Origin of the sequence: Pseudarthrobacter sp. (genome assembly GCF_036675385.1) — a bacterium.
In the GTDB taxonomy this organism is placed as follows: Bacteria; Actinomycetota; Actinomycetes; order Actinomycetales; family Micrococcaceae; genus Arthrobacter.
The window spans coordinates 1-16060 of sequence record NZ_JAKFFD010000062.1 but is presented as its reverse complement, the minus strand read 5'-3'; the positions used below and the strand labels follow the sequence as shown (position 1 = coordinate 16060).

The following is a 16060-nucleotide window of genomic DNA, read 5'->3' as shown; positions in this document are numbered from 1 at the left end:
TGCTGTCATCCGTTGAAATCCGCCGCAATTTGGCCTGATCCAGTGTTGCGGTCTCTCATCCCGGCTCCTTTGCGGCTACGCTCGAAAGTATGCCGGTATGGTCCAGGGCGTCACGTGCAAACGCAGAAAAGAAGGCAGTAGTGTCAGTTGGTCAAGGCCACGCGGAGGGTTCTGAGGAGCTCGGAAAATGGCTGTCCGGGCTTAAACCCGTCACCGGGGCAGACACCATGCTGCGTTTCACCAAGACCCCCGAAGGTTCCATTGACCTGACCCATGCGCACCCGTCAGGTCTGGCCCAGCTCATGGCCGGCCGCCGCACACGGTTGTCCACACTCATCCGCGACCACCAGCAGTACGTCGTTGCGGCCCGGGCATCGCGGAACATCCGCTCGAAAATCTTCGAACTCGGTAATGACCGTGGCATAGATGCCGGTTACCTTTCCGCAGGCACCGTTGTGTGGACCTCCGCTGTTGGCGGCAAACCCCAGCGGGTTTCCGCGCCGGTGATGCTCACCGCAATCTCGCTCACGGTCCGCCCGGGTGAGGACGACTACGAACTGCAGCTCACCGAGCAGGCCAACATCAACCCGGCCCTGGTCCGGCACCTGAAGACCATCCATGGCATTGTTTTTGACGTCAACGCCGTGACACGCCTCGCGTACAGCACCGCACGCTTCGATCCCCAGCCTGTCCTGGATAGGCTCGCAACCCTCATCCGGCCCATCCATGGCGCCGAAGCCCAGCACAATCTGCTGGTGTCCACGTTTGCGGACCTCTCCGGCAACCTGGACGATCCCTGGATCAACGAGGGCAACCCGCTGGTCGCCGCCCTGGCCAAGGCGGCCAGCGGTGAAGTCATTGATGTACCCGCGCCGGACCCCTCCCGCTTCCCGAGCGTGGACGCGCGCCACCCGGACGACGAACTCCTCCTCCTCGACGCCGATCCGGACCAGCAGTACGTCATTGATGCCGCCCGCGCAGGAGACTCGCTGGTGGTCAGCAGCCCGCCGGGCACGGGACAGACCCAGACGGCCATCAACACCATCGGTGCACTGGTGGACGCCGGGCGGTCGGTCCTGGTGGTGGGTGACCGCCGGGCCAGCCTGAATGAAGTATCGGCACAACTGGAATCGCTGGGACTTGAATCCATCCTGTTCCAGCTCTCCGGCACAGCCACACCACAGCAGCTCAAGGCCCAGCTGGTGCGGGCTATCGTACGGAACGAAAAGTCACTTGAACCGCAGCTGGGGAACCTCCACCGGACCCTCACCGAGCACCGGCACGCCTTGATGGACCACGTGGCGTCCCTGCATAACGTGCGCCAGCGCTGGGGCTGCTCGCCGTATCAGGCCATGCAGTCACTAGCCGAGCTGACCTCCATCCACCCCGCCCCCGCCACCACCGTGCGGCTCAAGCGCAGTGTGCTGGACAGCATCCGCGACCGCAACGAGCTCGCCGGCAGGCTTCGCCGCGCTGCCGAGCTTGGCAGCTTCAGCCGCGCCTCCACTACCAGCCCGTGGCACGGCGCCCGGCTGCTCACCCGCAAGGAGACCGAGGAGGCCCAGGAACTCGCCCGGTCAGTGGCCAAGAACCTGCCTGTCCTGCGCGACCGGATGAACAGCGTGGCCGAACACGCCGAAATCCGGCTTGGCACGTCCTTCTCGGAGTGGGGGGAGCAGCTCGAGCTCCTCATGGCTGTCCGCGAAAGCCTCGACAAGTTCACACCTGACATCTTCGACAGGCCGGTCAACGATCTCATCTCCGCCACGGCGTCCTCCGCCTGGCGCCGGGAGCGGAATGTCGACATGGCCTCGATGCAACGTTCCCGCCTGCGCCGCGTCGCGAAGGAGTACGTCCGTCCGGGCGTCCACATCACCGATCTCCACAGCTCGCTGGTGCTGGTGCAGGACCAGCGTGCCCTCTGGTCAGGCTACGCCACCTCGCAGCGCCATCCGGCCGTCCCCTCGGGCCTTGCCGAGATGAACGTGATGTACAGGTCCCTGGACCGGGAGCTGACCCAGTTGGGGGAAGCCCTCCGGTACACGCAGGCCGGCGGTTCGCTGGCCACGGCCCGCTATGAGGAACTCATGGAGCGGCTGGAGCGGCTCGTGGCCGACACCCACACGCTGAAAACGCTGCCCGAGCGCACCCTGCTTGTAGAAAACATGCGCGAGCACGGCCTGGGGGAGCTCCTCGCCGATCTTGCGGAGCGGGAGGTTCCCGCAGAGTCCGTCGCAGCCGAGCTTGAACTGGCCTGGTGGCAGTCCGCGCTGGAAGCGATGATCAGCGGGGACGATTACCTGGCTATGTCTGACGGGGACGCACTCCGGCAGCTTGAGGCCGAATACCGGCTCGCGGACAACGCCCATATTGCCAGCGGCGCGGCGCGCCTGCGCTGGGAACTGTCCGAACGGTGGCGTGCCGCGCTTGCGGAACATCCGCGCCAGGCCCAACTCCTCAGGAGCCTGCTCAAGGACGGCCGGGTTACCCTCGCCGCGCTGACGGCCCAGGCAGCCGAGCTGGTCCCCATGCTGGTGCCGGTCTGGTCGGTCAGCCCGTACCTCATGACCGGGCTCCTGCCGGCGGAACAGCGCTTCGACGCCGTGGTCATCCTGGACGCCGAAGCGACGTCGCTGCAGGCCGTCCTGCCCGCCATCGCCCGCGCCAGGCAGGTCATTGCTTTCGGTGATGCCAAGATTGCCAGCCCCCGGACGTTCACGGTGGGTGTTGAGCGGCTGGCCGCCGGTGAAGCGGCCCACCAGCGCGTCGAAAGCGCGTTCTCGGCGCTGTCTGCCATCCTGCCTGTCTGGCGGCTGAATTTTGTCTACCGCGCGGTTGACGAGGACCTGGTCCTGCAGCTGAGCAAGAACTCTTACGACGGCGCCCTCCGCAGGCTCCCCGAGGGACAGTCCGCCACGGGCTTGGACAGGGCGCTGCTGGTGGAGTACCTTCCCGACGGCACCGGACTGCCCAGTGCCGACCACGAAGGCGTCGAATCCGTAGTGGCCGAGGTTAACCGGGTGGTGCAGCTGGTCTTTGAGCACGCCCGGACACGGCCGCGCACATCGCTGGCAGTGGTCACCGCCAGCCTTCGCCATGCTGCCCGGATCGGTGAGTCCATCCGTCTTCAGCTCCCGAACCACCCGGGCCTGGCCAGCTTCTTCAGCGCAGGATCCGAGTCGTTCCGGGTGGTTGACCTTGAGAGGGCGCAGGGCCTGGTCCGTGACCACGTGATCTTCTCACCCGGTTTCGGCCGCACTCCGCACGGCCGGGCGCTGCACAATTTCGGACCCCTGTCCGCTGAGGGCGGGCGGGAAAAATTCGCTTTGGCGATGACACGTGCACGGCGTTCACTCCACGTCCTGACGTGTTTCCAGCCCGAAGACCTCGATCACACGCGGCTGTCCTACGGCGCGGTGGACTTCTACGAGCTCCTGAACCGTGAGATTGCGGGAAAGACCGATCTCGGAACTCCGGCCTCGCGTGCCGCCGCCAGTGAGCAGGCGCTTGGGGCCGATCCCCTCGTCGCCGATCTTGGTGACCGGCTGCGTGCCCGCGGTGCCCGCGTCTGGCACCAGTACGACGGCGTGATTGACGTGGTGGCCGCAGCAGACCCGCTCAGCACCATGGGGCAGGACGACGCCGAGATTCCGCGGCCGGTGGCCATCGAATCGGATGGCACGGAGCAATACCGCATCATGAGTGTCCGTGAGCGGAGCCGGCTCCGTCCGCAGCTGCTGGAACGGATGGGCTGGCGGTACATGCCGCTGTGGACCATCGAAGTCTTCACGGACCCGTCCGCCTGCGCGGACCGGATCGCGGGTTACCTGGGCCTTGAGAATATTCTGCCGCCCGGACGGGGCGCGGCTTCGGGCGGATTCTTTGACGAGGACATGGACCCGCTCGCGCTTGCGAGCGAAGGAAACGACAGGAACGACGACCAGGCCGGACGCCTGGCCAGTGAGGAGGCGGTTGTTGTGACCCCACGGAACGCCGACCAGGCAGATACACACGGTAACGACCAGGCGGACGACGCACGAAACGGGAACGCGGCTGTGCCGGAGCGCCAGCTGCCTGGGACAGCTGGCATCCTGCCCAACAAGGCTGCGGAGGATGACCCGAAGCGCTGGGGCGATGGCCCCGACAACGATCACGACGCATGGCTGAAGGAAAACAAGCCGCCGCACTGGGGCTGACCTCCAGGCTGCAGCGGCGTCACCCGGCCCCGCCCTCGGGTCCCACCAGGACGAAAAACAGCTTGCCCTGAGTGGAGGCTCCCGCCAGCCGGGCAGCCTGCTCCGGGGCTGCTGCCACGACGATCAGCCCGTCGGTCTCGCCGGTGCCCAACCACTGACCCGTCTTGCCGCCTTGCCCTGACGTCCACAGGACGGGAACGGATGAAGCCAGCACCTCCGAGGGGGAATGCTGGTCGTAGCCGTTCGCCCCGGTCAGCACCACGTTGACCAGTTGCCCGGGCGATACGAGCTGGATGGAGGAGGGATCGGCCATCCTCAAGGGCACGGCTGCGGAGCCCGGTGGCGTTCCGGTCAGGAGGCCGGGACCCAGCAGCAGGGAGTCTGTCACCAGTTGGCCCTTCCGCAATGGGGCTGCCAGTTGCTTTCCCGCGGCGTCACCGGTGTCGGACATGGACCCGGCAGTGAGCATCCCCGGCGGGATTTTCGTGGCCGTCAGGTCCGTGGCTGTCAAGGCCGTGCCTGCGGGGAGATCCCGCGCCGCCGCCAACACCGAGACCGTATCGGCGGGCGGGGGAGTGAGCTGATGGACCGTGATCCCGGCAGCAAGGCAGAGCAGGAGCGCTATTGCGAGGCGCCGGTTCCGGCCCAGCCAGGACAACAGCCTGTGGCCACCCGCTCCCCGGGGTCGTGCTGACGGGAGCGGACGGCGGGCAGGGCGTCCCGGCGGGGCGGATCCACGGCTGGAACGAAAGAGGGTAGCGGGCATGGGAACCACGCTACGTTCCGGCAACCGAGCCCGACAGAAGCAAAGGTGGCTATGTGGAAAACCGTGCTGCCGACGTCGTACGTCTTTTTTGGCGGGAGGTCAGCTGGCGGCAGCGGCAACCGTGGCAGGTGCCGGCGCCGGTGCGGCCGCGGGGGCGGAGGGGGCAGCCGAAACGGTGCTTCCCTTGGCATCCCGGGAGTCGGTCCGGTAGAAACCGGAGCCCTTGAAGACCACGCCCACGCTGTTGAACTTCTTGCGCAAGGCGCCCTGGCACTCCGGGCATGAAGTCAGGGTGCTGTCGGTAAACGACTGGAAAACGTCGAAGGCGTGGCCGCAATCCTTGCAGGCGTAAGCATAAGTGGGCACTGGTGATCCTCCTCGGGGGCAAACGAGAGGTCCTGTGCTGCGCTGAGCGGAAACCGTCCATTAGCAGTCGTAGGGCCTGAGTGCCAATTCTATCACCCCCGGAAAGCAGCCTTCCGTCAGGCCGGGTCCGGCAGCCGGATCAAACCTGAGGGCGTGAGCGCGGCCGGAACCCTCCGGTCAAAGTCTTCGGCGGGAATGCTTCCGGCCGGGAGCAGTTCGGAATCGAAGACGATGGCCGCAAACGGGATCTCAAGGCCGTTCCCGGCGAGGGAGCCCAACAGGACGTCGTAGTAGCCGCCGCCCTGGCCTATGCGGTTGCCGTCCTTGTCCACGGCCGTAGCGGGGACGAAGAGTGCAGCAACGGAGGCCATGATGCCGAGGCCATGACGCGGTCCGGCCGGTTCCAGCACGGGGGCGTAGCGGCTGCGGACAAACTCGACGCCGGGAGTCCAGTAGGTCCAGCTCAGCCGGCGGCCGGGCTCGCAGACAGGGAGCAGGACCCTGTGGCCATGCCGGTGGAGTTCGATGATCAGGGGCAGCGTGGGCGGCTCCGGGGCCACGCCCAGATAGGCGCAAAAGGTCGACGGCGTCCCACCGGTGAGCTGTTCAGCCCAAGCAGTGCCGTGGACCGCCAGGGCGGCGCCTGCCGCGTCGCGTTGCGTGGGGTCCGTCGCGGCGCGGCGCGCACGATGCTGTGCGCGGATGTCCGCCTTGGCTTCACTGCTGCCTTGGGGCATGCCGCTCCTTCGTTGCCGTTCGGGTGGCCGTTGCAGCGTCTGCGCCGCGCTGGCTCAGGAGCCACCACCAATTACTGAATGGTCAGCCCCTCCGTTAGATTAGTCCAGTGACTACCACTCAGCAGACAGTACGCAAGGCCGTTATTCCAGCTGCCGGCCTCGGCACCAGGTTCCTGCCGGCCACAAAAGCCATGCCCAAGGAAATGCTCCCGGTGGTGGACAAGCCTGCCATCCAGTACGTGGTTGAAGAGGCTGTCAACGTTGGCCTTAACGACATCCTGATGATCACGGGACGCAATAAGCGTGCCCTGGAGGACCACTTCGACAGGGTTCCTTCGTTGGAGGACACGCTGGAAGCCAAGGGCGACCTGGCCAAACTTGAGTCCATCCAGGCAGCCAGCAACCTCGGTGACATCCACTACGTCCGCCAGGGTGACCCCAACGGCCTGGGCCACGCGGTACTGCGTGCAAAGCAGCACGTCGGCAACGAACCGTTTGCCGTCCTCCTCGGCGATGACCTGATCGATGCCCGGGACGAACTCCTCAGCACCATGATCGAAGTCCAGTCCAAGACCGGCGGATCCGTGGTGGCCCTCATCGAGGTGGAACCCTCCCAGATCAGTGCCTATGGTTGCGCCGATGTGCAGGAGATCGACGGTGAAGGCTACGTCAGGATCAACAAGCTCGTCGAAAAGCCCAGCGTGGATGAGGCGCCCTCAAACCTGGCAGTCATTGGCCGCTACGTGCTCCACCCGGCAGTTTTTGACGTGCTCGAGCACACCGGCCCGGGCCGGGGCGGGGAAATCCAGCTGACCGATGCCCTGCAGGAGCTGGCAGCCGGCGATGGTGATGGCTACGGGGTTTACGGCGTGGTCTTCCGCGGCCGCCGCTACGACACCGGTGACAAGCTCAGCTACCTCAAGGCCTGCGTCCAGCTCGCCATCGACAGCGACGACCTTGGCCCCGGGCTGCGGGAGTGGCTGCCGGGCTTCGCGGCCGGCCTCGCTAAATAACTGCCGTGCGCCCCGGATCCATCTGGCCCGTGACACTCGAATGCGGCGACCTGATCCTGCGCCCCATCCGGTACCGGGACAAGAAGGAATGGACCGAGGTCCGTGGGCGCAACAGCGAGTGGCTGGCGCCCTGGGAAGCATCCAACCCGGCACCAGGCGGTGCGCTGCCTGACTACCGGCAGATGGTGCGGTCCTTGAAAATCCAGGCCGCCCAGGGGACGGCCCTGCCGTTCCTCATCACTGAGCGCACACCCAGGTTGGCTGCCCCGGTCATTGTTGGCCAGCTGACCGTGTCCTCGATTGTGTGGGGTTCGGCCATGATGGCCACGCTGGGGTACTGGGTTGACCAGGCGCGCGCGGGTCACGGCATCGCACCCACGGCGGTGGCCATGGCTACAGACCATTGCTTCCAGGCCCTCGGCCTGCACCGTATGGAGATCAACATCCGGCCCGAGAATGGCCCCAGCCTGCGCGTGGTTGAGAAGCTGGGATTCCGTGACGAAGGCTACCGTCCGCGCTTCCTTCACATCAACGGGGAGTGGGCGGACCACAGGTCCTTCGCGCTGACCGCTGACGAGGTCCCGGAGGGACTGCTCGCCCCGTGGCTCGCGTCCCGGTCCTGACCCGCCGGACCTGAACCCTGCATGGGCACTTCCACGGTCATAAATCCAGTGAATTGCCACGTTGCCGGCGACACACCGTTGCTAATGCGGGGGCGGCTGCCCTAATGCTCATACGGTTTTGATTGTGGACTTCCCCCTAAGCAGCTCAGTGATCCTTGTGGTTGCCGTTGTGCTCTGGATCGTATGGGTTGCGCCCTACGTTCTGCGGAACCGCCGGCACCAGGCCCAGGCCGCTGGTGACTTCCTGGCGGAAGTACCAGCCATTGAATCATCGGACCCGAGAGCCGGGACGGTATTGAACATCGCCGCCCAGCAGGAGAAAGCCATGGAGATCAGGAAGAGCCCCGAAACCGCCACGGAAACGTCCGGCAACGCGACGACGCGCGGCGCGTTCCGGATCCGCTATGGCAGGACAGGGATCGCCCTCGTTGGTGTCCTGGCGTTCTTGACCGCGTTTGTTTCGGGTGTTCTCCTGCCGTTCGGAATCGGCAGCGCGCTGCTGCCGGTCACGGGCCTTGCCACCACCATTGCAGCCGTTTTCCTGCTGCGTTTCCTGGCTGTGCGTGACCGCAAAGCCAAAGTGAACGCAGCTTTCCGCTCAGCGATGAGCGCCCCCGCCCGGCGTCAGGGAGCGGCGGCCGCAGACACCGCAGTGCGTCCCGCCGCCCGGCCGGAAAGCCGTCTCTTTGATGCAGAGGCCCACCAGGCCAAGCCGAAGCCAAAGCCCCTTACCGCGATGGAGCTCCGGGAAGCCGCACTGGCTGTTGCGGTAGCCGCCGGAGATGCCAGCGCCGCCGCCGCTTCGCTGGCGCCGGCCGTCACAACCTGGGAACCGGTGGACGTGCCAAAGCCGGTGTACGTTGAGGCCGCCAAGGCCGAGCGTCCGGCGCCCCAGCCGCTTGACCTTCCCGAGGCACCCAAAGCCGTCGGTAAACCGTCCCTGAAGCAGGGCGCTCCCGCAACCACGCCCGGCGCGCCCGCCGCCAAGCCCCTCACCAAGGCGCAGAGCGCCCTAAGCAACCTCGACGACGTCCTGCAGCGCCGCCGCGCCTGATACCCGACCGGGTTCGCCCGGAGCAGACCCAACCGCCCATTAGTCCGGGCGCGGAGTGTCAATTCGCAATGCGGGACGAAAATTTGTAGCCTAAGGTCACCGGTACCGCCGTTCCTTCCCGGGGACACGGACTGTTCCGGGGCTATAGCTCAGTTGGTAGAGCGCTTCGTTCGCATCGAAGAGGTCAGGAGTTCGAATCTCCTTAGCTCCACTGCAAAAGCCTTCTGACCTGCGGAAACGTTGGGTTGGAGGGCTTTTCTCTTGCCAGTTTTCGGGCCAACCACACGGAAACCACACGCTTTGGGAAGAGTTCCAGCGTTCACACGGACTTTCGTTCCGGATGAGGCGGTGGCTCTTTGCCAGACTCTTGGAGTGCCTTAGTGAGATCCGGCGATTCGGTTGCCGTTGCGATCTAATGCTTCTCCGTGACTGCGGTTCCGGAATGACTCAACTGGGCGGCAGCTTGTGTGGAACTGTATTCCTAGTCGATGAGAGTGGCAACGGATTTACGGAAGACATGCGGGGTTACCCATTCATAGGGGATCCAGCGTGGGAGTCCCGCCATTGGCTGCGGAAGTTATGTGGGCTGCGAACGGTTCCTGCGGAGGACGGGAACAACATGTCTTCGGGCATGGGCTGTTCGGCTGCATGCCTGCGTCGGAGGGTTTGCGCGGCAAATGGAGGCACCTTCATGGTGGAGAAGCCGGCTCTGGTCTTCGGACGGTCTTGCCGGTAGGCGCCGCGGCCCTTTTCCATGACTACACTTCCGAAAATGGTGATAGTTGCCGGTTCTGCTCGAAGATCGATGTCCTGAAGCGCGGGCCACGTCCGGGCCGGCGCCGAACAGCTCGTCCTCGATCTCGTCGATGTCGTTTTCCAGACCGGCGACGACGGGCTGGCATCTCTTCCGATCTCTCCGTTTCGCGATGTGGCATTGTCTGGTCGTGACCATACCGGACTCTGTGGATCGCCTTTCGGGGTGCGCCGTGGCGTGGGCGGCACTACACTGTCGGCAAAGGAGAGGGAGGAGCATCATGCGTGCAGTAGTAGTCTTCGAATCGCTCTGGGGAAACACGGAGCAGCTCGCGCGTGAGATCGCCGCCGGAATCGGTGGCGAACGCACTGACGTAGTGGACGCGGCGTCGGCGCCGAGCGCGCTGGACTCCGACGTTGATCTTCTCGTGGTCGGCGGACCGACCCACGCGTTCTCCATGTCGACCGGGTCGACACGCGAGTCGGCGAAGCAACAGGGTGCCGAGCACGTCCCGGCACGAGGCATCCGCGAGTGGATCGAAGCGCACACCTCGCCGGGTCGCGCAGTTCCCGTGGCGACGTTCGATACGCGGGTCGTCAGTCCTCGGCTCCCGGGGTCGGCGGCGAAGAAGGCCATGAAACGGCTTGTCGGGCTTGGATTCCGGCCGGTCGCGAAGCCCGAGACGTTCGGCGTGCACGGTTATGCAGGCCCGGTCGCCGACGGGGAACTGGAACGCGCGCGACGCTGGGGAGCGGAGCTCGCGAGACTCCTATCCCACCACTGAGGCTCACGCGCCGAGGCGCGCCATCTCCTCGCCCATGGCGCGCGCGAACGCGGCGCCCGGCACATTCGTCGCGTCGAAGTGGATGCCGCAGAACAGGTTGCCGGTGTACGAGACAGCCGCGACACCGAACCGTACGTTGCCGGCGAGCACCCCAACCGGCCAGAGCGAGACGACCGGAGCCCCCGCGAGGCGGAAAGCGCCTTCGGGGCCCGGCACGTTGGTGACGATCCCGGCGACGAGATGCTGCCGCCGAGCAACGCGGTCCAGGATGCGCGCGCCGATCGGGCCGCGCATGAACTCGAGCGTGCCCTGGTCCCTCGCCCGGGCCTTCTCCTCGCGGGTCTGCGCGGCGATGAGCCGCAAGCGCTCACCGGGGTCGGGCTCGCGGAGCGGCAGCCCCACGAGCATGACCCCCACTTGGTTCCCCGCGGTCCCGCGTCGCCGCAGCGCCACCGGCACCGATACCATCAGCCGGGCGGGAATCGGCTCACCGGCTGCCGTCAGGGCGGCTCGGAAGCCGGACGCCGCAGCAGCGAGCAGGGCATCGTTCACCGTGGCACCCTGCGTGCGCACCGCTGTCTCGAGCGCCTCGATGTCGGTACGCAGAAAGACGACCCCGCGGTGCGCGCTGCGTTCACCCAGCAGCACCGTGGCGCCGATGTCACGACCCCGCAATGTCTTGCGGATGCGGTGCAGACCGACACGCAACCGACGCACGGTCTGCCACAGCGTTCGACTCGGCGCCTCCGTCAGCACCCGCACACGGCGTGCCATCGCCGGTGCCTCCCGCGGCTCCCCCGCATCGAAGAGCTGCTGCACGATCGCCACCGCCGCCATCCCGTCGGCGACCGCATGATGGATGCGCAGCACGACTCCGAGCTCTCCCGCCGTCGCACTCGGCACCACCAGGATCTCCCACAGCGGACGATCCAACCCGAGCGGCTGACTCATGAGCTCGGCGCATTTGTGCTCGAGACCCGCAAGACCATCGACGGGCTCCACGAGGCGGATGTGGTGCTCGAGGTCGGGCGCGGTGTCGATCCAGTGGTGTCGACGACCCACCAGGACAGCTCTTCTGCACAGCGCCGGCAGCGCCGCGATCCGCTCGCGGAGAGCCGCCCGCAGCTCGGCCATATCCGTGGTGCCATCCGGAGCCAGGAAACCGCCCGGCGCGAGCAGACCGGCGACGAGGAACACGTTGACCTGGCCGACGTGATCGAGCACCAGGTTCGCCTCGTCGACCGGGGCAAGCCTTTGCGTCACGGGGTGCATGTTACGACAATAGCCGTGAGATCCCCGGCCTGACATGCCACGAGCGACAGTCCGGACGCCGCAGCACTCTGTCGCTACGGGAATCGCTGTATCATCCTCCTCGTCGTGGTCGGGGGAACCCGGCTGCTCGCTTTTGTGCTCCTGCTCCTCCGGCGAGCTTCGGCGGCGTTCTGGACCGCGGTTGCGGGCTTCGCGATGGGGGCTCTTCGACCGCGGGCACACGAGCGCGGCTATCGGCCGAAAAACGACCTGGCCGTGGGGGCCGTCAGCGCAGCGATCGTGACAGCCATGAGGAAGCCAGCGAGGACGTAGAGTGCTGCGACGAGCGGGATCGGGCTCCCCTCGTCGATGAAGGGCGACGGCGCAGCCGTCCACAGGATCGCAACGAGCCAGGCGCCCATGTTGATCGGCACCCAGCGGAACGTGCCCGGCCGTCGCATGGCCAGCCACTGGGCGAACGGGATGCTGCCGAGCAGCACGAGCGCCCCGACAACCAGCAACGCGATGGTACCGAAGGAATCGATGCGAAGCCCGATCGTGTTCGGCAGCATGCCGAGCAGCCAGGCAACGGATGCCGCGACTGCCGTCGCGCCGAGCCACAAGCCCCTTCGCGGTCGGTTCTGTTCCATCGCGAGATACTGTCCGGTCGCCAGGGCCGCACCCTCGATCGCACCGGCTGCCACCACGAGGATCAGGCTCCACGGGGCCCCGATCCCCATGACGATCGTGAGGATCCCCGCGCCCGCAGTGACGGCGAACCCCGTCGCCTCGCCGATCGTCACCGCGACGATCCACCGAAGCGTGAATTTTGCGCGCATGGCAAGAGACTAACACCGGCGAACCTTCAACGAGAGGCGCCGGGCGCGGCATCCACTCGCTCGCGCGCGCGATCACATGGAACCCTCTGCAGGGACTAGCTGGGAGTGCTCGGTAGGCTCGTGAGTGCGATCAGGATGCGCGCTGGCTCCCTTAGAGCGACGCAGCTCTGGGCCCGCGTTTTCGCCGGGTGGGTCCTGATCGTCACCGGCAGGCTCTTCGCCCTGTTGTGGTTGAGCGAACTAGTTCCAGCTACCCTTTCGGGGCAGGCACCGTCGAGCCTGGAAATAGCTGGGCTGACAATGAACCCCATCCATGTCATCGACCTGTCCGTGGTCCTGCCGGGCAGGATTATCATCGGGGTGCTCGCCCTGCGCGGGAACAAGAAGGGGTTGTTCTTGACCCTACCGGCACTGGTCTTCTCCATTGCTGATGGGATCGGGCTTCATCGCCGCGATGGTGCTGATCGTCGTGAGCGGGGACACGAGCGGCTTGGTTCCGATGGCGATGGTCGCCGTTGTTGTCGGCGCCAGCCTCGCCTACCCGCGCCGGACTACTGGACTTCCTCGACCGACCGCAACACCTCAATAGGATGGGAACCGACGAGGGCCGGGCTTACGTCCACGTCGTTTCCCGAACGCCGCAAGATTTCGGCTATCCGGTCCGCGATCTGCGCGGTGGACCCCTTCCTGCTCGGATAACCGACGACACCACGCTTCCGGGCATCCAAAGAGGCGAGTAGCGGGGCCGGAACAGCATGAGTCCTGTGCGGACAGACCGCCCGGCAGAGGCGCCATGGCACGAGACGATCGCAGCGGCGGGACGTCAGACCACGAGGGCTGAGGCGGTAGTGAGGTAGATCATCACGGTCAGGAGGTCCTGTGTCACCGTGGCGAGGGGCCCGGAGCCGAAGGCCGGGTCCTTGCCCAGTTTGCTGATCCCCCAGGGCAAAACCAGGGCAATGACGGTAGCGATCGAAGCCGCAGCCAGCAGTGAGAGCGCGACGGCCAACGCGACATGCCAGTCCCGCCAGATTGATCCCACAAGGAGCAGTGACACCCCTCCGAGGATCAGACCCAGAAGCGCACCGGTGGCGATCTCGCGCCCGACGATGCGCCGCACGCCTATCCCAAGCGAAAGGCCACGAATGACGAGCGCTTCCGTCTGCGTTCCGATCGCGTCGGCGAGATAGACCACGCCGGGGACGAAGAAAGCGATGAGGACATGCTCAGCCAGATCGGCTTCAAAGTTGCCCACGATCCCGGCCGCCAGCAACGCGCCGACGAGCCCAACACCCAGCCATGGGAGGCGATGCCAAAGGCGACGCAGCACCGGCTCCACCGTGGTCATCTGAGCAGGTGATGCAGATCGCAGGAATCCGCCCAGACGGACCAAGTCCTCGTCATGTTCTGTCAACAGCACCTCAAGAAGGGCGGTGGCGGGTACGAGACCGACGAACCGACCCTCGTCAATGACGGCGAGGGTGGGCTCGTTGTGGTGGACGGCTTTCCAAGCCGCCTGCTCCTGAACGGTTGAGGACGCGACAACGGGAGGGTTGGCGTCCATCAGCAGGCTAATCGGAGTGGTGGGTTGGGCGGCGAGCAGCCGCTCGATGGTGACCAGGCCGAGCAGCTGGTCACCATCGAGGACCGCGACCGCTGCAGCACTTTCGTAGTGTTGGCCACGCATGGCGTCCAGGACGTGGCTGGCCAGCTCGTCGCGTTGCGCGATAGGCACCCGGCGCGAAGCGTGTTGGGCTGCCGTGCGGAACTGACCGGACCTGGCAGGGTCGAGAACCGTCATCGGGCATCCTTCGACAGTTTGAGGCGCGATACTTGCGCAGGAGCCTGGAGCCACGCCTTGCCGTCGCCGTGAACATCGTACAGAACTTCCAGCCTATACCGCGGTTGCTTTCGCGCAATGTTTGTTGGCACGGACGCTGCTCGGGATCATCGCCGGATTCGTCGGCCTGCTAGTGGTCGGACTCAGCAGCGGCGCCGGTTCAGGTGCCTGGCTGGTCCTGCTCGCCGCCGGTACAGGCGATCAACTGGACCCCTCAGTTCATCACATTCCTGCTCTTCCTCTCCCTCGTCCTGACGGCGGCAGCGTTCCTGGCCTGGTTCACAGAAGCCGTGCACCCCCGCCTGGACCTCCTGACTGCCTGGACGCTGCTCGTGCCCGTCATTGGCATCGACGTCTCCCTGTTCCTCCCGGCGAGCTACCGCCACCGGCCTGGTCCTGGCCTCCCCCTGGATTGTGCTCCGCCAACCCCGCCGCAGGACATGGAAGGGCGGGGACCAAAGACTCTGACGCCGCGCACCGGCCGGGACGATAGTGAACGCAGAGGCGCGCGTACATCTGCGCGCGGGGAGGAAACGGCGATGATGTATTGGGACGGGAACATGGGTGTCTGGGGCTACATTCTGATGGGGGTGAGCTTCGTCCTGTTCTGGGGCGCCGTCATCACCGCCATCATCCTCTTCGCCCGCACCATGGGAGCCGGAGGCCGCCGGTACGAGGGCGGCGCCCCGGGACCGGGCATCGCGGAGAATCTGCTCGCCGAACGGTTTGCCCGCGGCGAAATCGACGAGAGCGAATACACCGCCCGCCTCACCGTCCTCCGACGCGCCCACGGAGAACGGTGAAAAGCCCTGGTGCACCCACTTGACGTATACCCCCTAGGGGTATACGTTCGGGGTAACCGGAAATCGTCGTCGCGGGCGGGAGCCTCTACGCAGTGAAGGTCCGACAGCGGGTGAACCGCGCCGCTGTCCTCCTCAGACACCCCTGCGAAAGGACACACCATGACTGCCGGTCCGAAGCCCGCCGCGGGAGCAGTGAGCACGCCTCTGAAGAGCACTGTCGTGGAAGTGCGTGGCCTGCACTGGGCCACCTCCAAAGCAGTCGTGGAACACGTGCTGCGGCAGCGGCCAGGAGTCGCCGCCGTCGACGCGAACGCGGTCGCCCAGACCGCGACCGTGAGTTTTGACCCGGCCGTGACCTCCGTGGAGCAGATCTCCCGGTGGATCCGGGACTGCGGGTACCACTGCCGGGGCGAATCAGTTCCGGACCACGTCTGCTACCCGATGGAAGAAGCCGTGCGCACCTCCGGAATGAGCCATGACGGCGCCGGCCATCCGCCGTCGGGACACGTCCACCCCGCCGGGACCGCGCATACGATGGAGCATGTGCACCCGATGGAGCCTGATCACCAGGGAATGCACCCGGGACAGGCGCCGGAAACGGCGGAACCCCGTGCCGGGCATGCCCATCCGCCGGCGGACAGCCATTCCGGCCACGGCCCGGGCCCGCACGCTGAGATGCCCCGGACGCCGCAGGACATGATGGGCCACGGCGGACACCACGCCGGAATGTCGATGGATGACATGGTCAAGGACATGCGCAACCGGTTCCTGGTCGCCGCGATCTTGTCGATCGGCGTGACGCTCTGGTCACCGATGGGCCGGGACATGCTCGGCTTCACCGCCCCGACGCCGTTCGGGCTCCGCGACGATGTCATGGCCCTGGCACTGTCCCTGCCGGTCATCTTCTACTCCGTCTGGATCTTCTTCGACGGAGCCTACCGGGCGCTGAAGGCCCGCACCCTGGACATGATGGTCCTGGTCGCGATCGCCGTCGGCACCGGCTGGCTCTACAGCGTCTGGGTCACCCTCACCGG

At 66.1% G+C, this 16060-nt stretch carries 13 protein-coding genes and 1 tRNA gene; 8 read left to right on the top strand and 6 right to left on the bottom strand.

The features are described from left to right. Positions 1-89 precede the first annotated feature (89 nt). Positions 90-4196, top strand: coding sequence for an AAA family ATPase (locus tag V6M49_RS05345; protein ID WP_332760449.1), 4107 nt, complete (start codon positions 90-92; stop codon positions 4194-4196). A gap of 19 nt (positions 4197-4215) precedes the next feature. Here the strand turns inward: V6M49_RS05345 and cpaB are convergent, their stop codons facing one another. The 3 genes from cpaB to V6M49_RS05330 all read right to left on the bottom strand — a co-directional run bounded on the left by cpaB (position 4216) and on the right by V6M49_RS05330 (position 6065). Next, complete coding sequence (gene cpaB, locus V6M49_RS05340; RefSeq protein ID WP_141141154.1) at positions 4216-4962, bottom strand: Flp pilus assembly protein CpaB; 747 nt, start codon at positions 4960-4962, stop codon at positions 4216-4218. Positions 4963-5061: 99 nt separating this feature from the next. Continuing rightward, complete coding sequence (locus V6M49_RS05335; RefSeq protein WP_141141153.1) at positions 5062-5328, bottom strand: FmdB family zinc ribbon protein; 267 nt, start codon at positions 5326-5328, stop codon at positions 5062-5064. 116 nt (positions 5329-5444) lie between these two features. Continuing rightward, complete coding sequence (locus V6M49_RS05330) at positions 5445-6065, bottom strand: 5-formyltetrahydrofolate cyclo-ligase (RefSeq protein WP_332760446.1); 621 nt, start codon at positions 6063-6065, stop codon at positions 5445-5447. Positions 6066-6172: 107 nt separating this feature from the next. Between V6M49_RS05330 and galU the strand changes: the two genes are divergently transcribed. The 5 genes from galU (at position 6173) to V6M49_RS05305 (ending at position 10293) form a co-directional block, all read left to right on the top strand. Continuing rightward, positions 6173-7078 (top strand): UTP--glucose-1-phosphate uridylyltransferase GalU, encoded by a 906-nt coding sequence (gene galU, locus V6M49_RS05325; protein ID WP_104062552.1) that lies wholly within the window; start codon positions 6173-6175, stop codon positions 7076-7078. Between the two features lie 5 nt (positions 7079-7083). After that, positions 7084-7701 carry a GNAT family N-acetyltransferase gene (locus V6M49_RS05320; RefSeq protein ID WP_332760444.1) on the top strand — a complete coding sequence of 206 codons (618 nt, stop codon included), beginning with the start codon at positions 7084-7086 and terminating at the stop codon, positions 7699-7701. A gap of 148 nt (positions 7702-7849) precedes the next feature. Then, entirely contained in the window at positions 7850-8755 is a 906-nt protein-coding gene (locus V6M49_RS05315) for a hypothetical protein (RefSeq protein ID WP_332760451.1), read from the top strand. Positions 8756-8893: 138 nt separating this feature from the next. Next, positions 8894-8966 (top strand) — tRNA-Ala (locus V6M49_RS05310). Positions 8967-9789: 823 nt separating this feature from the next. Next, the gene (locus V6M49_RS05305) at positions 9790-10293 is read left to right on the top strand and encodes a flavodoxin family protein (protein ID WP_141141150.1); all 504 of its coding nucleotides are present in this window, start codon (positions 9790-9792) and stop codon (positions 10291-10293) included. A gap of 3 nt (positions 10294-10296) precedes the next feature. Here V6M49_RS05305 and V6M49_RS05300 read toward each other — a convergent pair whose 3' ends face one another. From V6M49_RS05300 to V6M49_RS05290, 3 genes are all read right to left on the bottom strand, one after another. Continuing rightward, complete coding sequence (locus tag V6M49_RS05300) at positions 10297-11556, bottom strand: wax ester/triacylglycerol synthase domain-containing protein (protein ID WP_246848574.1); 1260 nt, start codon at positions 11554-11556, stop codon at positions 10297-10299. A gap of 239 nt (positions 11557-11795) precedes the next feature. After that, positions 11796-12383, bottom strand: coding sequence for a hypothetical protein (locus V6M49_RS05295; RefSeq protein WP_332760441.1), 588 nt, complete (start codon positions 12381-12383; stop codon positions 11796-11798). Between the two features lie 823 nt (positions 12384-13206). Further along, positions 13207-14184, bottom strand: a complete 978-nt coding sequence (locus tag V6M49_RS05290; protein WP_332760440.1) for a magnesium transporter — start codon at positions 14182-14184, stop codon at positions 13207-13209. Positions 14185-14387: 203 nt separating this feature from the next. Here V6M49_RS05290 and V6M49_RS05285 point away from each other — a divergent pair, with 203 nt between their 5' ends. Together V6M49_RS05285 and V6M49_RS05280 are read left to right on the top strand one after the other, a co-directional pair. Next, positions 14388-15026 (top strand): SHOCT domain-containing protein, encoded by a 639-nt coding sequence (locus V6M49_RS05285; RefSeq protein ID WP_332760439.1) that lies wholly within the window; start codon positions 14388-14390, stop codon positions 15024-15026. Positions 15027-15185: 159 nt separating this feature from the next. Further along, the coding region (locus tag V6M49_RS05280) for a heavy metal translocating P-type ATPase (RefSeq protein WP_332760437.1) at positions 15186-16060 on the top strand (875 nt) is incomplete at its 3' end.

What these genes read in the sequence shown, in the direction of transcription:
- V6M49_RS05345 (WP_332760449.1), top strand. Translation starts at nt 90, where the DNA reads ATGCCGGTATGGTCCAGGGCGTCACGTGCAAACGCAGAAAAGAAGGCA.
- cpaB (WP_141141154.1), bottom strand. Translation starts at nt 4,962, where the DNA reads ATGCCCGCTACCCTCTTTCGTTCCAGCCGTGGATCCGCCCCGCCGGGA.
- V6M49_RS05330 (WP_332760446.1), bottom strand. Translation starts at nt 6,065, where the DNA reads ATGCCCCAAGGCAGCAGTGAAGCCAAGGCGGACATCCGCGCACAGCAT.
- V6M49_RS05305 (WP_141141150.1), top strand. Translation starts at nt 9,790, where the DNA reads ATGCGTGCAGTAGTAGTCTTCGAATCGCTCTGGGGAAACACGGAGCAG.
- V6M49_RS05295 (WP_332760441.1), bottom strand. Translation starts at nt 12,383, where the DNA reads ATGCGCGCAAAATTCACGCTTCGGTGGATCGTCGCGGTGACGATCGGC.
- V6M49_RS05290 (WP_332760440.1), bottom strand. Translation starts at nt 14,184, where the DNA reads ATGACGGTTCTCGACCCTGCCAGGTCCGGTCAGTTCCGCACGGCAGCC.